16 protein-coding genes and 1 pseudogene are annotated in these 16,298 nt (G+C 68.7%); 11 read left to right on the forward strand and 6 right to left on the reverse strand.

The window, feature by feature from the left end:
* Positions 1–95 precede the first annotated feature (95 nt).
* The 3 genes from AB0I59_RS40195 to AB0I59_RS40205 all read left to right on the forward strand — a co-directional run bounded on the left by AB0I59_RS40195 (position 96) and on the right by AB0I59_RS40205 (position 3,090).
* Positions 96–1,145 carry an NAD-dependent epimerase/dehydratase family protein gene (locus AB0I59_RS40195; protein WP_228637191.1) on the forward strand — a complete coding sequence of 350 codons (1,050 nt, stop codon included), beginning with the start codon at positions 96–98 and terminating at the stop codon, positions 1,143–1,145.
* A gap of 371 nt (positions 1,146–1,516) precedes the next feature.
* Complete coding sequence (locus AB0I59_RS40200; protein ID WP_061253070.1) at positions 1,517–1,879, forward strand: MmcQ/YjbR family DNA-binding protein; 363 nt, start codon at positions 1,517–1,519, stop codon at positions 1,877–1,879.
* Between the two features lie 338 nt (positions 1,880–2,217).
* Positions 2,218–3,090: an aldo/keto reductase gene (locus tag AB0I59_RS40205; protein ID WP_358141905.1), complete on the forward strand. Its 873-nt coding sequence runs from the start codon at positions 2,218–2,220 to the stop codon at positions 3,088–3,090.
* 184 nt (positions 3,091–3,274) lie between these two features.
* On the opposite strand, the gene AB0I59_RS40210 is transcribed toward AB0I59_RS40205, so the two are convergent.
* Entirely contained in the window at positions 3,275–3,955 is a 681-nt protein-coding gene (locus tag AB0I59_RS40210; RefSeq protein ID WP_358141908.1) for a DsbA family protein, read from the reverse strand.
* 210 nt (positions 3,956–4,165) lie between these two features.
* Here AB0I59_RS40210 and AB0I59_RS40215 point away from each other — a divergent pair, with 210 nt between their 5' ends.
* Both AB0I59_RS40215 and AB0I59_RS40220 read left to right on the forward strand, forming a co-directional pair.
* Positions 4,166–5,626 carry an MFS transporter gene (locus tag AB0I59_RS40215; protein WP_358141911.1) on the forward strand — a complete coding sequence of 487 codons (1,461 nt, stop codon included), beginning with the start codon at positions 4,166–4,168 and terminating at the stop codon, positions 5,624–5,626.
* Between the two features lie 387 nt (positions 5,627–6,013).
* Positions 6,014–6,385, forward strand: a complete 372-nt coding sequence (locus AB0I59_RS40220) for a hypothetical protein (protein ID WP_358141914.1) — start codon at positions 6,014–6,016, stop codon at positions 6,383–6,385.
* Between the two features lie 16 nt (positions 6,386–6,401).
* Here AB0I59_RS40220 and AB0I59_RS40225 read toward each other — a convergent pair whose 3' ends face one another.
* Positions 6,402–6,956, reverse strand: a complete 555-nt coding sequence (locus tag AB0I59_RS40225) for a GNAT family N-acetyltransferase (RefSeq protein ID WP_061253074.1) — start codon at positions 6,954–6,956, stop codon at positions 6,402–6,404.
* Between the two features lie 135 nt (positions 6,957–7,091).
* Between AB0I59_RS40225 and AB0I59_RS40230 the strand changes: the two genes are divergently transcribed.
* Both AB0I59_RS40230 and AB0I59_RS40235 read left to right on the forward strand, forming a co-directional pair.
* Complete coding sequence (locus tag AB0I59_RS40230) at positions 7,092–7,394, forward strand: hypothetical protein (protein ID WP_358141917.1); 303 nt, start codon at positions 7,092–7,094, stop codon at positions 7,392–7,394.
* Positions 7,391–8,560 (forward strand): bifunctional WXG100 family type VII secretion target/C40 family peptidase, encoded by a 1,170-nt coding sequence (locus AB0I59_RS40235; RefSeq protein WP_358141920.1) that lies wholly within the window; start codon positions 7,391–7,393, stop codon positions 8,558–8,560. Before AB0I59_RS40230 ends, AB0I59_RS40235 begins: the two co-directional genes overlap by 4 nt.
* 61 nt (positions 8,561–8,621) lie before the next feature.
* Here the strand turns inward: AB0I59_RS40235 and AB0I59_RS40240 are convergent, their stop codons facing one another.
* Together AB0I59_RS40240 and blaOXA are read right to left on the reverse strand one after the other, a co-directional pair.
* Positions 8,622–9,947: an MFS transporter gene (locus tag AB0I59_RS40240; protein ID WP_358141922.1), complete on the reverse strand. Its 1,326-nt coding sequence runs from the start codon at positions 9,945–9,947 to the stop codon at positions 8,622–8,624.
* Between the two features lie 43 nt (positions 9,948–9,990).
* Positions 9,991–10,890: a class D beta-lactamase gene (blaOXA, locus tag AB0I59_RS40245; RefSeq protein ID WP_358141925.1), complete on the reverse strand. Its 900-nt coding sequence runs from the start codon at positions 10,888–10,890 to the stop codon at positions 9,991–9,993.
* Between the two features lie 435 nt (positions 10,891–11,325).
* Between blaOXA and AB0I59_RS40250 the strand changes: the two genes are divergently transcribed.
* The 3 genes from AB0I59_RS40250 to AB0I59_RS40260 all read left to right on the forward strand — a co-directional run bounded on the left by AB0I59_RS40250 (position 11,326) and on the right by AB0I59_RS40260 (position 13,688).
* Entirely contained in the window at positions 11,326–11,628 is a 303-nt protein-coding gene (locus tag AB0I59_RS40250) for a hypothetical protein (protein WP_061253079.1), read from the forward strand.
* 33 nt (positions 11,629–11,661) lie between these two features.
* Positions 11,662–12,528, forward strand: coding sequence for a GyrI-like domain-containing protein (locus AB0I59_RS40255; RefSeq protein WP_061253080.1), 867 nt, complete (start codon positions 11,662–11,664; stop codon positions 12,526–12,528).
* Between the two features lie 140 nt (positions 12,529–12,668).
* Complete coding sequence (locus tag AB0I59_RS40260) at positions 12,669–13,688, forward strand: DNA polymerase IV (protein WP_358141928.1); 1,020 nt, start codon at positions 12,669–12,671, stop codon at positions 13,686–13,688.
* An 85-nt stretch (positions 13,689–13,773) separates the two neighbouring features.
* On the opposite strand, the pseudogene AB0I59_RS40265 reads toward AB0I59_RS40260, so the two are convergent.
* Positions 13,774–13,869, reverse strand: a pseudogene (locus AB0I59_RS40265) (transposase); the annotation flags it as partial.
* 43 nt (positions 13,870–13,912) lie between these two features.
* Entirely contained in the window at positions 13,913–14,623 is a 711-nt protein-coding gene (locus AB0I59_RS40270; protein WP_358141931.1) for an alpha/beta fold hydrolase, read from the reverse strand.
* A 300-nt stretch (positions 14,624–14,923) separates the two neighbouring features.
* Here AB0I59_RS40270 and AB0I59_RS40275 point away from each other — a divergent pair, with 300 nt between their 5' ends.
* Complete coding sequence (locus tag AB0I59_RS40275; protein WP_358141933.1) at positions 14,924–15,727, forward strand: SDR family NAD(P)-dependent oxidoreductase; 804 nt, start codon at positions 14,924–14,926, stop codon at positions 15,725–15,727.
* Positions 15,728–16,298: the final 571 nt, after the last annotated feature.

Consider the following 16,298-nt stretch of genomic DNA (forward strand, 5'->3'; position numbering starts at 1 on the left):
GAGATCCCCTCATGCCCGTCCAGAGCTCGGGCGAAACGGGCGAACCCGCAGGCAGGACGTGTTTCGACAGCCGCCATCTGGGCAGCCAACGGCACATGCGAGTAGTCGTGGTCGGAGCGACCGGAAACGTCGGGACGAGCGTGGTCTCCGCGCTGGAATCGGATCCCGACATCACCACGATCCTGGGTGTGGCGAGGCGGTTCCCCGGATGGAGGCCCGGCAAGACGGAGTGGCGGGCGGCCGACGTCATCACGGCGGACCTGGCCCGGATCTTCACCGGGGCCGACGCCGTCATCCATCTGGCGTGGTTGTTCCAGCCGACGCACGACCCGGTGACCACCTGGCGCGCCAACGTGATGGGCAGCCAGCGGGTGTTCCGCGCGGCGGCGAAAGCGGGCGTGTCCACGCTGGTGTACGCCTCGTCGGTGGGCGCGTACTCTCCGGGGCCGAAGGAACAGGGCGTCGACGAGACGTGGCCGACCCACGGCTGGCCGAACGCCGCGTACGGGCGCGAGAAGGCCTATGTCGAGCGGCTGCTGGACATCTTCGAGCGGGATCACCCTGACATCCGCGTGGTGCGGATGCGGCCGGGCTTCATCTTCAAGCGCGAGGCCGCGACCGAGCAGCGACGCATCTTCGCAGGTCCCTTCCTGCCGGGACGGCTGGTGCGCCCCGGCATGATTCCGTTCGTGCCGGACATCCCGGGGCTGCGGCTGCAGGCGCTGCACGCCGAGGACGCCGCGGAGGCCTACCGGCTCGCGGTGACCCGTCCCGTCATCGGCGCCTTCAACATCGCCGCCGACCCGGTCATCACCCCGGACGTGCTGGCGGAGATCCTCGGCACCCGGACGGTGAGCATGCCGACCATGCTGGCGAGGGCGGCGGTGGCGGCCGGCTGGCATCTGCGCCTGGTGCCCGCGTCCCCCGGGCTGCTGGAGATGGCCTTGAAGATCCCCCGGATGGACATCTCCCGGGCCCACGACGAGCTCGGCTGGCATCCCCTCCGTACCGGACGGCAGGCGCTGGAGGAGTTCTTCGAGGGCCTGCGCGCCGGCGAGGGGATGGACACGCCCCCGCTGGCGATGGAGACCGGAGTGAAGGGCCGCATCAAGGAGTTCGCCACGGGAGTCGGGCAGCGCGCCTGACTCCTCCGACCGGGTCTGCCGAGCGGCCCGTCGGCCGGGTCTGCCGAGCGAACCGCCGGCCGGTTCTGCGAGCGGGTCTGCCGATCGCGTGCTTGGGCGGGTCTTCGGGGCGGGGCCGGACGCGTGGCCAGGCCGACCAGAACGGCGCGATCCCGACGCCAGGCTCGGCCGCTACGCCGCGTGTACCCCTGAGGGCAGGCCGGGCGGCGCGTACCCCTGAGGGCAGGCCGGGCGGCGCGTACCCCTGAGGCAGGCCCCGGCGGCGCGCATCCCTGATGGGCAGGTCGTGGTTGTGGTGCCAGGCTGTGGGCCGCAGCCGGTGGTTGTCGCCGGCCCGGAGGAATGTCGGTCCTGCCTGATAGACCTGCGACATGGACAATCTCCATGATCAGGCGGCCGGCGTCGAGGAGTTCCTGCGGCTCGTGCGGGCGCTTCCGGAGGCTCAGGTCGGTGCCCCCGCCAACTATGTCGGGATCAAGGTGCGGGGAAAGGGGTTCGCCTACCTTCAGGAGGACACCGGCATCGCCCTGGTGAAGGTGACCATGGAGGAGCGTGAGGCGCTCGTCGGGCAGGATCCGGAGATCTTCGCGCGTTCCTACACCTCCGGCCGTTTCGGCTGGGTGCAGATCCGGCTGGACATGGTGCCGCCGGACGAGCTGGCCGAGTTGGTGACCGAGGCATGGTGCCTCACGGCTCCCCGCCGGTTGGTCGAGGAGTATGAGGCGGCCGGGTGACCGCTCAGGGATCTCGGTCGCAATGAGGCGATCTGTTCGGGCTAACCGTCGTCTCCCGGGTGCGCTCTACGGACTGCGGTCTGCCGGGCGTGCTCCATGACCCTCTGCTCTGTTTTCTGGACGTGCTCACGGCCCGCCATCTCTCGGGCGTGCTCAACGTCCCTCTGTCTCTCGGACGTGCTCTACGGCCTGCCGACTCCCGGACGTCCTGGAGTCGCAGGTGCGACGGTCGCTGGGATTCCACCTTTTCCGGGGCTCCATCTTGCTCGTTCTCGGGTACGCGGAGACTGGTGGGGGACGTCCCATGACCTCGTCTCATGACTTTTCGGGGGTGGCACATGGCAGGGCAGGCGGAGCGCCTTCCGGCACAGCGGAGCGGCACCTTTCTTCTCGGCGGAGATCTGCCGGTCGTCCGGCTCGGTTACGGCGCGATGCAGCTCACCGGGCCGGGCGTCTGGGGCGAGCCGCGTGACCGGGGGGAGGCGCGCGCGGTGTTGCGCCGGGCCGTGGAACTCGGGGTGAATTTCATCGACACCGCCGACTCCTATGGTCCCTATGTCAGCGAGGAGATCATCGCCGAGGCGCTGCATCCGTACGGCGACTCTCTGGTGATCGCGACCAAGGCGGGTCTGGTCCGCACCGGTCCGGGCGAGTGGCATTCGGTCGGTCGCCCGGAATACCTCCGCCAGGAGGTCGAGATGTCGCTTCGCCGGTTGCGGCTCGACCGGATCGACCTGCTCCAACTGCACCGGATCGACCCCCAGGTGCCGCTGCCCGACCAGATCGGCGTGCTGGCCGATCTGAAGAACGAGGGAAAGATCCGGCACATCGGGGTGTCCGAGGTCTCCGTGGAGGAGATCGAGCAGGTAAGGAAGATCGCAGAGATCGTCTCCGTGCAGAACCTGTACAACCTGGCGAACCGCCAGTCCGAGGCGGTGCTGGACTACGCGGAGCGGGAGGGGCTGGGCTTCATCCCCTGGTTCCCGATCGCGACCGGTGAGCTGGCCAAGCCCGGCGGCCCGCTGGCGGGTGCGGCGAAGGACCATGGCGTCAGTCCGGCCCAGCTCGCGCTGGCATGGTTGCTGCGCCGCTCTCCTGTGATGCTCCCGATCCCCGGCACGTCACGGGTCGCGCACTTGGAGGAGAACGTCGCCGCGGTGGAGGTCGACCTCACCGACGACGAGTACGACGCCCTCACCAAGGCCGTCTGACGTCTCCTCGCCGAGGCCGAGGCCGTACGGCTGAGTAGGGACGTCGGGCGCCGGAGCGACTGCGCGGCCGCGCCTCACGGGCGAGATCGCCGGTGTGGATCATTGAAACGGGCCATGTCGCCGCGAGACTCCTGGTGGATCTGGCGGCGCCTCCTACACGGGACGTCTGATGATCACCGGAGAATCAGACCTGCTGTACGGGCGTGGCCCAGGAGGTGCTCCAGTCGAGGTCGCGTCCGTCCAGCCGGATGGTCGGCGTGCCCTGGACACCGCGGGCGAAGGCGAGCTTCGACAGCGCGTCGGCGCGGTCGGCGGTCTCCTGGGAGTTCAGGCATGTGGTGAACTCGGCCTCGGCGATGCCGATCCCCTTCGCGTACCCCACGAGTTCCTCGACGGCGAATCCGCCCTCCAGCGTCTCTTCGGGCTGGTGGGAGTACAGCGCGTCGTGGAAGTCCAGCCACTTGCGCGGGTCGGTGACGCACAGGGACGCCATGAGCGCACGACGCGAGTTGTCCCGCGTCACGCGGGTGTTCTCGCCGAAGACCGTGAACGGGTGGATGATCACCGCGACCTTGCCCTGCACCGCCCATTCCCGGACGACGCCGCCGTTGAGCCGCTCGAAGTCCCGGCAGTACGGGCACTGGTAGTCCTCGTACACCTCCAGGACGGGGGCGGTGACTCCGGGGCGCGCCATCATGATGGTCCCGTCGGGACGGAACGAGACGAGGTCGGACGGAGAGGCGGCGGCGCGCTCCTGCTGCCCGTTCGGCGCGAGCGCGACGACGCCCAGCATGACGATGACGACGGCCGCGACGGCCAGCTTGACCGCACGCGTGCGGATCGCGTGGAAGCGGGAGGTATCCAAGATCAGCCTGCCCTAAGAACGGCGCACGGTTCCGCGTTGATCGTATCCGGGCATTCCTCCTACGCAGGCCACCGGGCTCCCGGGTGACGTGCGGCATCGCCGATCATGCCCCCTTGAGCGAGGGCCGCCTGAATGTTGCCGGAAGCGACTGTGCATGATGCGTATGTCGGGGTGTGGGCCGGTCCGCCGGACATGCGAGCGGGGGGCCTTTTGAGCGCGACGTCACTCACCGGTCACGAAAAGGGGTCCGCGACCGGCTCGTCGCGCACCAGAGGCGTGATCGCCGTCCTGTGCTTCGCCGGCATCCTGGTCGCCTTGATGCAGACCCTGGTGCTGCCGCTGGTGTCCGAACTGCCCGTCCTGCTGCACACCTCCGCATCGAACGCGTCCTGGGTGTTCACCTCGACGCTGCTCGCCGGCGCGGTCGCCACCCCCGTCATCACCAGGCTCGCCGACATGTACGGCAAGCGGCGGATGCTGCTGCTCAGCCTGACGCTGCTGATCGTGGGTTCCCTGGTGTGCGCGCTGAGTGAATCGCTCGTACCGATGGTGATCGGGCGGGCTCTGCAGGGATTCGGCATCGGGGTGATCCCGCTCGGCATCAGCATCATGCGCGACGAACTGCCGCCCGAGAGGCTGGGCGCGGCGATGGCGCTGATGAGTTCCTCGATGGGCATCGGCGGGGCGCTGGGCCTGCCGGCCGCGGCGGCGGTGGCGCAGTATGTCCACTGGCACGTGCTCTTCTGGGCGTCCGGCGGGCTGGCCCTGGTGGTGCTGGCGCTGGTGATCGTCCTGGTGCCGGAGTCGCCGGTGCGCAGCGGAGGCAGGTTCGACCTCGTCGGCGCGTTCGGCCTCTGTACGGGGCTGATCTGCCTGCTGCTGGGCGTCTCCAAGGGGGGCGACTGGGGCTGGACGAGCGGGGTCACCCTCGGACTTCTCGGCGCGGCCGTGCTGGTGCTGCTCGTCTGGGGCTGGTACGAGCTGCGCGCCCGGGAGCCCCTCGTGGACCTGAGGACGACAGCCCGCCGTCAGGTCCTGATGACCAACCTCGCCTCCGTCGTGGTCGGATTCGCCATGTACGCGCAGGCGCTGGTCATCCCGCAGCTCCTGCAGCTGCCCACGGCGACCGGGTACGGCCTGGGCCAGTCCATGCTGGCGGCCGGGCTGTGTCTGCTCCCCGGCGGACTCGTGATGGTGCTGGTCTCGTCGCTGTCCGCGCGCATCTCGGCGGCTCGCGGACCCAGGGCGTCGCTGGTCACCGGTTGCCTGGTGATCGTCGGCGGATACGCGATGGGGCTCGGGATGACCCGCGAGGTATGGCAGATCATGGTGATCTCCGCGGTCATCTCCGCCGGGATCGCCTTCACGTACGCCGCCATGCCCGCGCTGATCATGTCCGTGGTGCCGACCTCGGAGACGGCGGCGGCGAACGGGCTCAACAGCCTGATGCGGTCCATCGGCACCTCCACCGCGAGTGCCGTCATCGGTGTGGTGCTCAGCCACATGATCGTTCACCTGGGGCCGAGTTCGCTGCCCTCCATGGCCGGGTTCCGTACCAGCTTCGTGATCGGCGGCGGCGCGGCGCTGCTGGCCGCGCTGCTGGCCCTGGCGATCCCGCGCCGCCGGACCAGCGTGGCCCCGGTGCTCGCCGGTGAAACCGCGACCGGTTGATCCGGAGGCCGCGTCACATGCCGTACGCGTCCCGCGACGCACATGTGCCCGATCCAGTCGATCTGCTCGTGGGGCGGGGAGGCGGGATGGAGCGGCTGGACACGAAGGTCTTCCTGGTGCTGCCCACCGGACTCGCCGGGCCCACGGTCCCCCCGTCGGCACGTGCGTCATCCCATCCAGAGTGAGAAGGATGTCCCGATCCGGGTAATCGTGAGATCGTGAATTTCATGTGATCGCCGGACGTGCTGAAGAGAAGGGGACCCCATGTCGACAGCTCCGCCGGAGGCTCGGCACGACGTACGGCCGCGCACGGCGTCGAGACCGAATCGCCAAGCAGGACGCGTCATCGCGAGCCTGTCGGTTCTTCCTCTGCTCTACGTTCTCGCCATGGCGCCTGTGTGGATCCACGACCACCAGATGGCCGGAGTCGCCGACCGATTCCTGGACCATCCCCCTCCGCCGAAGACGTCCATCAGCGGTACCGACTACCACGGTTCGGTGGGGGCGTACGACATGAAGGACATGTGCACCTTCCGGCTGCGCTTCGACCTGAGCACCACACTGTCTCTGGATGAGATCGCCCGCTACTACAGGGCGGCCGGGATCCGGCCGAGTGAGGGCGGGAACGACTCCCTTGAGTTCATGGTGTGGGAGTCCCCTCACCTGCCGGGATACCGGTACGGCGCTGATGATCGGCCGGTCATCGTTGAGATCCAGGACCGCGATCACGGCTCCTTCTGGGACCTCCGCTGCATGTGAGCCGACTGGACCGGCGTTACGAGGTGATGGGATCCGGGGTGGGGATGCTCCTCATGGCGGGTGCGTCCCAGGTGTACTCGACGACGGCGACCTCGAATCCCGCGGCGAACGGTTCCACGAACTCCCGGGTCACCCGACCTCCCATGCGCCGGTAGAAGGATCGTGCCGGGGTGTTGTCCCGGAGCACCTCCAGATAGACGGCCCGGCCGGGGTGGTGCGCGGCCGCCCACTCGAAGCCGTGATGCATGAGGTGGCGTCCGATGCCCGAACGCTTCAGGGCCGGGCTGACGTGGAGGTTGTCCAGCAGGATGCGCCCGTCGTCCTGGAGAAGGAGATAGACGAATCCGCTGATAGCGTCGCCGTCCTCGGCGATCAGGAGGCGCGAGGTGGTGTCGCCTCCGGGGTGCGGATCGGCTCCCAGCCGGGCACGCCACAGGCGTGATCGCTCGTCGAGCAGCGGCCCGTTGAGGTAGCTGTCCGGCATGAGCCCGGCATAGGCCGTCCGCCAGCTCGCGGTGTGCAGCGCCGCGACCGCTTCGATGTCGTTCGCGGTGCCTTGTCGGATTTCCACGGAACGGAGAATATCCACCTGCCTGATCCGCCCGGCCACAAGGCCGTCGGGGCTCGCCGCTTGATCGCATTACGCACCTGATCGTAAAATTTCCGGCACGACGGATGTCAGACGAGCACCTGGGGCGAGGCTTACATGGCGGGGTTCGAGGTCTACGTCGACGCTCTGGAGGATTGCGCGGGCAAAGCCATGAGTGTCTCCAACCTGTTCAAGGCTGATGCCGACGAGGCTCCCGTGCACGTCGGCAAGCTCTCTTTCGGGACACTTGAGAACGCGTCCGGCAGGCTCGTCGACGCCGTCGGCAAGCTCCAGGCGAAGATCCAATCCGAGACGCGGTACGCCCAGCAGAACCTGGTCGAGGTCGAGTCGGCCGTGCACACGGTCATCGGGAACGTCAAGAGCGCCAACTCCCCGGGCCCTGAGGTGGTGCAGGCGTGACGGATATCTGGGACACGTATCTCCAGCCCATCCAGCGCATCATCGACCAACTGGCGTCCGATCAGTCCGAGATCAGCGCGCTCTCGGCACGCCTGCGGAAGGTGGCCGGCGACGTGACCGAGCACACCGATGCCCTCAAGCGCGTGGTGGGCACCGTCGACGACGCGTGGAACGGCGAGGCCGCCGAGAGCTTCGTCACCTACATGAGCGCCTATCCCAATGCCGCCACGGAGCTGAGCAGCGCTCTGACCAGCTGCGCCAACATGATCGACGCTGCGGCGACGGCGCTGGCGACCGCCAAGGGCGACGTCCAGACGATCTACAACGAGAAGCGCCTCTGGCTGGACGAGCAGCGTAGCAACAGCAGCAGCAACGTGATCTCCATGACGAGCATCAGGATCGAGGTGGACGACGGCGTGAGCCGGGCGGCGGAGCCGAAGCGGCGGGCGGTCGACGCCGTCACGAAGGCGGTCGACGAGGTCGACAAGCACGTCGGGGTCTCCTTCTTCACGTCCATCAGTCCTCCCAGCCAGCAGACCTTCACCGCGAAGGACAACCCTGGGATGCGCTGGATCCCCGACCCCGCGTACTCACATGGGAACGTCGATCTGGCGAGCTACACCGGCACCGGCACCGAGACCGGCGCGGGACCCGACCCCGCCTCCGGTACGGGCGCCGGCAGCAGCACCGCCGCTCAGACCGGCGGCAACGGGTACGGCTCGGGCGGAGGCGTCTACGGGCCGCAGAACACCAGGGTCCCGCCGAACGCCCACAGCCTTGCCAAGAACCCCCGGGCAGGTGCCGTCATCGACTACGCGCTCGCGCAACTCGGCGACCGCTATGTCTGGGGTGCGACGGGGCCGAACTCCTTCGACTGCTCCGGGCTGACGCTACGCGCCTACCAGGCGGCGGGGATCAACATTCCCCGGGTCGCCGCGGACCAGTGGTTCCAGGGACCCCGCATCCCCGACGGTACGGAGCAGGCGGGAGACCTCATCTTCTTCGACAACAACGGGGACGGCAGCCCCGACCACGTGGGCATCGTGCTCGACCCCGAGAAGCACACGATGATCCACGCGCCCAACTCGCACTCGGTGGTCCGTATCGAGAGCTACGCGAACTATTCGACGCCCCGCGTCGGCTTCTCCCGCCCCGGGAACCACTAGCCGAGCCGGGGAGCCGGTCGCTCGCGGCTCACCGGACGACATGGCCGTCGTCCGAACAGGGCTACGCGCTTCCGCGTCCCGGCGGATGGGGGCGGGGAAGGCGCAGGGCGGCGGCGGAGAGCGCCGCGACCAGGCCGAGTCCGACCAGCGCCGTCGCCATGCCCTGGCTCCCGGCGTCGAGAAGCGGGCCGACGGCGAACCCTCCCGCCAGGGAGACTACTCCGGAGAGGAAGCTGAGCAGACCGAAATAGGCGCCGAACCGCTGGGGTGGAGCGCAGCGGGTGATGGTCTGGAACACCGCCGACTGCGTCAGCCCGGCGGCCAGTCCGTGCAGTACGGCGGCCGCCACCAGCACGGCGGTCCGGTCACCTCCGTCGGGAGGCACCGCCAGCAGCACCAGATAGCCGGTCCCCGCGCAGAGCAGGCCGCTCCTGAGCAACCAGGGGCGCTCGCCTCGCCCGCCACCGGCGCACCAGGGCTGGATCGCGGCCGTGGCCGCCGCCACCACGCAGAAGAACAGAGTCGTCGCGCCGGAGCCGACCCCTGTGAGCGGGACCACGGTCGCGATCTGGTTGGTGAGCAGCGTGACGGGCGCCGCGATCAGGGCGTATCGGAGGAAGCCCCGGTCGCGGAGCGCCACCGACACCCCTTCGGCGAGCGCCCGTACGTCCAGGCGCGTGTCCGCCGGCGTGTCCGCCGGCGTGTCCGCCGGCGTGTCCGCTGGTGTGTCCGTACGCGGGTTGCCGGGCTCGCGACGTAGCAGCATGAACAGCACGGCACCGGCCGCCCACGCACCCGCGGTCACCGCCGACAGCAGCCAGAACCCGCCCGCCAGCAGGACCAGCCCGATGGGCGGGCCCGCCACCGCGCCCAGCTGGCCGACGATCACGTAGGCCGCGAAGCCACGGGAGCGATGTGCCGGAGTCACCCCGGCCAGCATCGACTGGGCGGCCGGATGGAACAGCGCCCCGCCCACCGCCATCACCACGGCCGCGCAGAGCAGCTCGCCGAATCCACTGGTGAACCCCAGCAGCGCGAACGCCGTCGCCCGCAGCCCGCAGGCCAGCGCTCCCGTACGCGCCGGGCCGATCGCGTCCGTGATCGCGCCGGCGGGCAGGTACAGCATGTACTGGATCGCGACGCGAATGCCGAGCACCACGGCGATGGTGCCGGCGAGCATGCCGAGATCATGGCGCAGGTGGAGGACCAGGTGCGCCATCACCGCGTAGTAGCCGAGTGAGATGGCCAGCTGTATCCCCACGACGATCGCGACCGCCCGGCGGTCGGAGACCGCCTGCCGTCCTCGCCGCGCAGGGGTGGGTGCTGTCGCCGCACCCCCGGCCGACGGGCGGCCGGGGGCATCGGGATCCGTGCGCGGCGACGTCATGGCATCGCAGGATTCCATGTGATCGCGACGCCCGGAGAACCGGTCATGCCTTCGGGAGGGCGCCGAGCGCCTTCAGCAGCTCTCTGGCGAGGGGGATCCGCTTCTCGGTGTCCTTGTCGGCGTTGATGTCGATGTTCAGCGCGAAGGTGTAGAGGCGGTCACCGCGTTCGACCCAGCCGACCCACCAGCCGATGCCGGGCTTGGTGGACATGCCCCAGCCGGTCTTGGCGAACAGCGCGTAGCCGTCCTTCTCCTCGATCTTCAGCAGGTCACGCACCGTCAGCTGGTTCCGCTTGGCCGCCGGCAACTGCTGACGGGCCAGCCGGGACAGGAAGCCGGTCTGCTCGACCGCCGAGATCTCCAGCGGGCCGTCCAGCCAGAAGCGGTCCACGACCGTGCCGATCCGGCGGTTGCCGTAGTGCAGCCGGTTGACCCACTGCTGTTCCCGCTTGAGGCCGATCCGGCGGGAGAGCGTCTGGAACACCGGGACGTTGGACGCCCGGACCGCGTCACGCAGGTTCATGTCGTGCTCCCACTCCGGGAACGGCTGCGGCTGCCCGCCGTAGGGGATCACCTCGTTCTCGTCTTTGACGGCTCGGGTCTCCAGCGCGATCAGGCTGTGCGGGATCTTGAACGTGGAGGCCGGGATCAACCGCTGTCGCGCCCGCTGCGAGTCGACGACGGTGGTCTGTCCCCGCTTCACGTCGTAGAGCGCGAAGGTTCCACGCACGGCCGCATCGCGGAACAGCGCCTGAAGGTCGTCGCGGACGATCAGGTCGTGGTGGCCTACCGCCTGCGACGCCGCGGGGGCGGCGGTGCTCGTGGCGTGGCCGCCGGTGGCGCCGTAGGCGGTTCCTCCGAACAGTGCGGAGGCGGTCAGGACGGCCACGCCCAGCGCCCCGCGCAGCCGTGCCCGAGGGGCGAGGGTGGGGGAGTTCTGCATGTCAAGCTCCTCACTATCGATCTTCAGTGAGAGAGCAGACCAGAACTCGTCAGATCATGTCCAATATCGATATGGCTTTCTGATCAATCACGAAATGAATATCAAGCATGGTGGAGAGGGTAATTCGCGCCTCAGATTCCGCCGGCAAGACAGGAAGCAAACGGCTCGATCGTCACGACGTGCTGGTGCGACTGCTGTGCGGTGGTGATGCGCCGCCCCACGCGACCGGCGAGGTTCAGCGGCAGGCGCGTAAGGATCCCGGAGCCGATGCCAGGTGCGATCCGATGCGCCGTTCGCCGCAGGCGCCGCCGACGTCGTGTGGGCGTCGCACCTGTTACGAGATGTGCGTCAACTCCAGCACTCCGACCCTCTGGCCACCACTTTCCTCAACAGGCGGGTGGGGACCTCCGAGACAATGACTGAGGTCAGACGGCGATGATCGAGAGTCTCACGACCCACACCAAGCTGCAGGCGTCGGCGGAGCCACTGACGCCCGGCACCACCTGCGGTGTTCAGGCGTACTTCATGGGAACCGCTCACCGTGCGGGTGACATCCCGAAGATCGCGGTCGATATCGGCACGTCGCCGGTTCCCGTGAACCTGGTGCGGAGGCCGTCCAACTTCTGGGCGGGCAAGGCGGACGTCCCCATCATCTTGACCCGTCCAGAGTCCGCTCTTCTGCAGTACCCGATCGTGCCGGGCACAGGATGTCGGGTCCGGCGGGGCGTTCCTGCCTAGCGTTGGTGATCGTAAGAGGAAGGAGGGCCGGAGATGCTGGAGCGGCTGAACCAGGCCATGGAGCACATCGAGCGCCATCTCGATCAGCGGATCGAGGTGGCCGAGTTGGCGCGGTTAGCCCTCACGTCGGAGTACCACTTCCGGCGGCTGTTCTCCGCGCTGGCGGGCATCCCGCTGTCGGAGTACATCCGCCGCAGGCGGCTCACCGTCGCGGGCGCCCAGGTGCTCGCCGGCGAGGAGACGCTGCTCGATATCGCGGTGCGGTACGGCTACGGCTCGGCTGAGGCGTTCGCACGCGCGTTCCGCGCCGTGCACGGCGTCGGCCCGGGCGAGGCCCGGCGGACCGGTGCGGTTCTGTACTCCCAGCCCCGGATGTCCTTCCGCCTCATCATCGAAGGGAGCAGCAGCATGCGGTACCGGATCGTGGAGAAGGAAGAGTTCCGCCTGGTGGGCAAGAAGGCACGCGTCCCACTCGTCCACGAGGGGATGAACCCGGCGATCGTCGCGTTCATACGGAGCATCGACCAGGAGACCGTGCGGCGGATGGAGCGGCTCTCCGACCAGGAGCCGCAGGGAGTCGTCAACGTGGCCGACCACGTCGCCGACGGCCGTGAGGAGGGCACAGAACTGGACTACTACCACGGCGTGGTGACCAGCGCCGTCGCGCCCGAGGACATGGAGACCCTCACCGTCCCGGCGGGGACCTGGGCGGTGTTCGAGAGTTCGGGGGCGTTCCCGCAGGCACTCCAGTACCTGTGGCGGGATGTGTTCACGCAGTGGTTCCCCTCCAACCCGTACCGGAGCAGGCCGGGGCCCGAGATCTCCCGCACGCGGCTGTCGCAGGACGGGACGGAGGCGGACGCCGAGCTGTGGATCCCCGTGGAGCGGGTCGCGGACTGAGGACGAGCGCCCGCCGGCACGGCCGGTCGGCGGGCGCTCGTCCCCGCCGGCCGTGCGAGACCAGGACTCCGGCGATCTCGTACGGGCTTCGGTCGGTCACCCGGCTCCTGCTCGGGGTGGGACGGTGCGCACAATGAGATGTGAGCCGTTGGGTGCTGCACGTCGACCTCGACCAGTTCATCGCCGCCGTCGAGCTGCTGCGCCGTCCGGAACTGCGCGGGCGCCCGGTGGTCGTCGGCGGGGACGGCGATCCGACCAAGCGCGGCGTGGTCAGCACGGCCTCGTACGAGGCGCGCCCGTACGGCGTGCACTCCGGCCTCCCGCTCCGTACGGCGGCGCGGCGATGTCCGGACGCGGTGTTCCTCCCGGTCGACCGGGAGGCGTACGAAGCGGCGTCGTCCGAAGTGATGGCGACGTTGAAGGAATTCGACGCCGTGGTCGAAGTGGTCGGCTGGGATGAGGCGTTCCTCGCGGTCGACGGCGCTCCCGAGGAGACGGCGCACCTGATCCGGAGGCGCGTACGCGAGTCCACCGACCTCGAGTGCACCGTCGGCATCGGGCGGAACAAGCTGCAGGCCAAGCTGGCGACCGGCTTCGGCAAGCCCGCCGGCGTCTTCCGGCTGACCGACGAGACATGGTTCGAGGTGCTCGGCGACCGGCCGACCGATGCGCTGTGGGGGGTGGGGGCCAAGACCGCCAAGCGGCTCGCCGCGATGGGCATCGGCACTGTCTCCGAGCTCGCGACCACCGACCCGCACGCCCTCGCTGAACGGTTCGGTCCCACGATCGGGCCGTGGCTGGTACGGCTCGCCCTCGGCCGGGACGAGTCGCCGGTGGTCGACACGCCGTACGTTCCGCGCTCACGCGGCCGTGAGACCACCTTCCAGCACGATCTCGACGACTGGGACGAGGTACGGCGCGAGGTCGTACGGCTGGCCCGGCGCGTAGCGCACGACGTGGTCGCCGAGCGGCGGCCCGCCACTCGGATCGTGGTCAAGGTGCGATACGCGCCTTTCGTGACTCACACCCACGGCTACCCCCTGGCGGCGCCGACCACGGATGTGGCGGCGATCGAGCGGGCCGCCCTCGCCGCCCTCGACCGGTTCGACGGACGGAGGCCGGTGCGGTTACTGGGCGTCAGAGCCGAGTTCCCCCGTTAGCGGACCTGTCAGGTTTCGCGTTCCGGCGGTCTCGTTGACGACCGGCGCTTCGACGAGGAGATCACGAGCTACCGCGAAAACGGCGGCGGCGCTGGGGCAGCCAGGCGGGGAAGTGGGATCCCTGCCTCAGCTTGGGGATGGCCGGTTCGACCGTCCCGGCCCGGGTGTCCCACTGGCGGGCCGGTACCTGTCGCGCTGGTGGGTCGGGGCACCTCCAGTAAGGTTCACACCCATCCGTCCAGGACTGCCATGAACTCTTCATGGCGGCCGTACCACACGCAGTGCCCGGCGCCCGCGACGGAGCGCACCTCGAATCCACGGGCACGGAGGCTGTCGGCGGCCTCCTCCGAGATGTACTGGCTCGGGTCGGAGCGGATCATGAGCGAGGGCGCCACGAGGGGAGGCGTGTTGTCCGGACCGCCCACGCGGCCGGCGTGCAGACTTACGGTCGTGGCCACGTCGAACAGGCTCGCCGCTTCCGCCTCGACCGCGATGTCCCGCTCGCTCCACCATGGCCGTTCCCGCCGTAGGTTCTCCACGGTTCGGGCCGTCTTGGCCTCCTCCAGTCCTGCGGCGAACGCGGCGACGTCGAGATGGGCACGGCCCGGGCCGAACGGCGTCTCCACGTAGACCGCGCGCTCTGGGCGCAGTCGTGAGACGGCGGCGGCCAGGACCGAGCCGCCCAGCGAGTGACCCATCGCGAGGGCGGGGCGTGCCGGGACCGACTCCAGCACCGACATGGCGAACGATTCGAGATCACTGTCGGGATCGCGCGCAGAACACCCATGTCCGGGGAGGTCGACGGCGACCGCTCGGTAACCTCGCTCTGCGAGAGCCGGGCCGATCTCCCACCAGGAGCCCGAGTCTCCCATCATGCCGTGAATGAGTACCGCCGTGCGGTCACCGTCGCCCCATTCGAGCACGTTGAGAGCCATGACAGAGAGCGTACGCAGGCTTCCTCGCCCCTGGAGCGGGTGACGGGAATCGAACCGGACCACTCACAGGGCTCTCACCGGAAGGTTTCCTGTTCTGGCTGTTCCTCGTAATTCGGTTCTGCGATCCCCGTCGAGATCGAAGAGTTCGTCAATTATGCGCGGATATACGGATGTCGCGTCCGATTTCCGCTGCGATTACTGGTCCGAATCACGCCATCCCTCGCCAGGTGATCGCTCCTAACGTATTCCGCGAAGAGTCCATCCACTTTTCCGGATGGCGATTACACGAGGGAAGACAGTATGGATCTCCAGCTTTCCGGCCGGGTCGCCGTTGTCACCGGCGCTTCCAAGGGCATCGGCCTGGCCGTCACCCGCACCCTCCTGAGCGAGGGCGTCCGCGTCGTGGCCGCCTCGCGGAAAAGCACCCCCGAGTTGGAGGCGCTCAGTGGCGATCTGCACCATGTCCCGGCCGACCTGATGGACCCCGAGGCCCCCGGGGAGATCGTGGCGAGGGCCGTGTCCGAGTTCGGTGGGCTCGACATCCTGGTGAACAACGCCGGTGGACCGCCGCCCGGCGTGGCCCTGCCGCGCTTCTCGTTCCTGGCTCCTACTGACGAAGACTGGCGGGTGATGTTCGAGTTCAACCTGTTCTCGATCGTGCGCACCGTCCGGGCAGCCATCACACCGATGCTCGCCCGTGGCGGAGGTTCGATCGTCAACGTTTCCTCGGGCAGCGCCCGCCTGCCCGCTCCAATGAACGTCGACTACAACGCCGCCAAGGCGGGCCTCAACAATCTGACCAAGGCCCTCTCGGAGGAGTTCGCACCCCAGGGCATCCGGGTGAACACCATCTCCCCAGGTCCCGTGCGTACGGCATGGTGGACGGAGAGCGGCGGCGCGGCCGACATCATCGCCGCCCAGGCCGGAACCGACCGCGACAGCGTCATCAACCAGGTGGCACCCGAAATGATGAAGCTGTCGACCGGCCGTCTGGTCGAGCCCCAGGAGATCGCCGATGTGGTCGCCTTGCTCGCCTCACCTCGCTCGGCCAGCACGACCGGCGCGGACTTCGCCGTCGACGGTGGGTTCCTCAAGCAGGTCTGACCCACCGATCGGCCCCCGCGGAAGGAAGGCGTCCTCGGCGGAATGGAGCTCACGAGGCTGGGCTCTGCCGCGTAGCTGCAACTCGCGATCGCCGCGAGGAGATCACTCCGACCATGCCGATTATGAACAGGCCGATGGAAATGTAGAAGACGGGGCCGACGAATGCGGGCACCAAGTCGACACGCCGGCCCTCGTACAGGCACACAGGGTTTCGCAGTGGCAACAGGCTCGACGGTGCCGGCGAGTACGAGTAGCCATTCCCAGCGATCACGCATAGGTCCTCCGGGTCAGCGAGATAGAGCAGGCCACCGGAGAACAGCCCCACTCCGTAGGTCGCCAGTGCGAGACAGACCCCGATGATGGCGAGTTTCGCCCACATCACCCATCCGCGTTCCTGACGCCCCGGGCGCGGACGACGATGCTGTGAATCACCAACCCCATGGCCACGGCTACCGCTACCGGCGCTAGGAGAGGGAGGAACATGAGAAGCGCGAGGAGCGATTCGATCATGATGATCGACGGTATCGGTACGGATCCACTCCGTGTAGTGGCCGGGATGGATGTTGTGATG

It is taken from the genome of Microtetraspora glauca, from assembly GCF_040656155.1.
Taxonomy (GTDB): Bacteria; Actinomycetota; Actinomycetes; order Streptosporangiales; family Streptosporangiaceae; genus Microtetraspora; species Microtetraspora glauca.

Coding starts and splice junctions, on each gene's coding strand:
- AB0I59_RS40240 (WP_358141922.1), bottom strand. CDS start 9,947: ATGACGTCGCCGCGCACGGATCCCGATGCCCCCGGCCGCCCGTCGGCC.
- AB0I59_RS40195 (WP_228637191.1), top strand. CDS start 96: ATGCGAGTAGTCGTGGTCGGAGCGACCGGAAACGTCGGGACGAGCGTG.
- AB0I59_RS40275 (WP_358141933.1), top strand. CDS start 14,924: ATGGATCTCCAGCTTTCCGGCCGGGTCGCCGTTGTCACCGGCGCTTCC.
- blaOXA (WP_358141925.1), bottom strand. CDS start 10,890: ATGCAGAACTCCCCCACCCTCGCCCCTCGGGCACGGCTGCGCGGGGCG.
- AB0I59_RS40220 (WP_358141914.1), top strand. CDS start 6,014: ATGGCGCCTGTGTGGATCCACGACCACCAGATGGCCGGAGTCGCCGAC.
- AB0I59_RS40230 (WP_358141917.1), top strand. CDS start 7,092: ATGGCGGGGTTCGAGGTCTACGTCGACGCTCTGGAGGATTGCGCGGGC.
- AB0I59_RS40250 (WP_061253079.1), top strand. CDS start 11,326: ATGATCGAGAGTCTCACGACCCACACCAAGCTGCAGGCGTCGGCGGAG.
- AB0I59_RS40255 (WP_061253080.1), top strand. CDS start 11,662: ATGCTGGAGCGGCTGAACCAGGCCATGGAGCACATCGAGCGCCATCTC.
- AB0I59_RS40270 (WP_358141931.1), bottom strand. CDS start 14,623: ATGGCTCTCAACGTGCTCGAATGGGGCGACGGTGACCGCACGGCGGTA.
- AB0I59_RS40200 (WP_061253070.1), top strand. CDS start 1,517: ATGGACAATCTCCATGATCAGGCGGCCGGCGTCGAGGAGTTCCTGCGG.
- AB0I59_RS40205 (WP_358141905.1), top strand. CDS start 2,218: ATGGCAGGGCAGGCGGAGCGCCTTCCGGCACAGCGGAGCGGCACCTTT.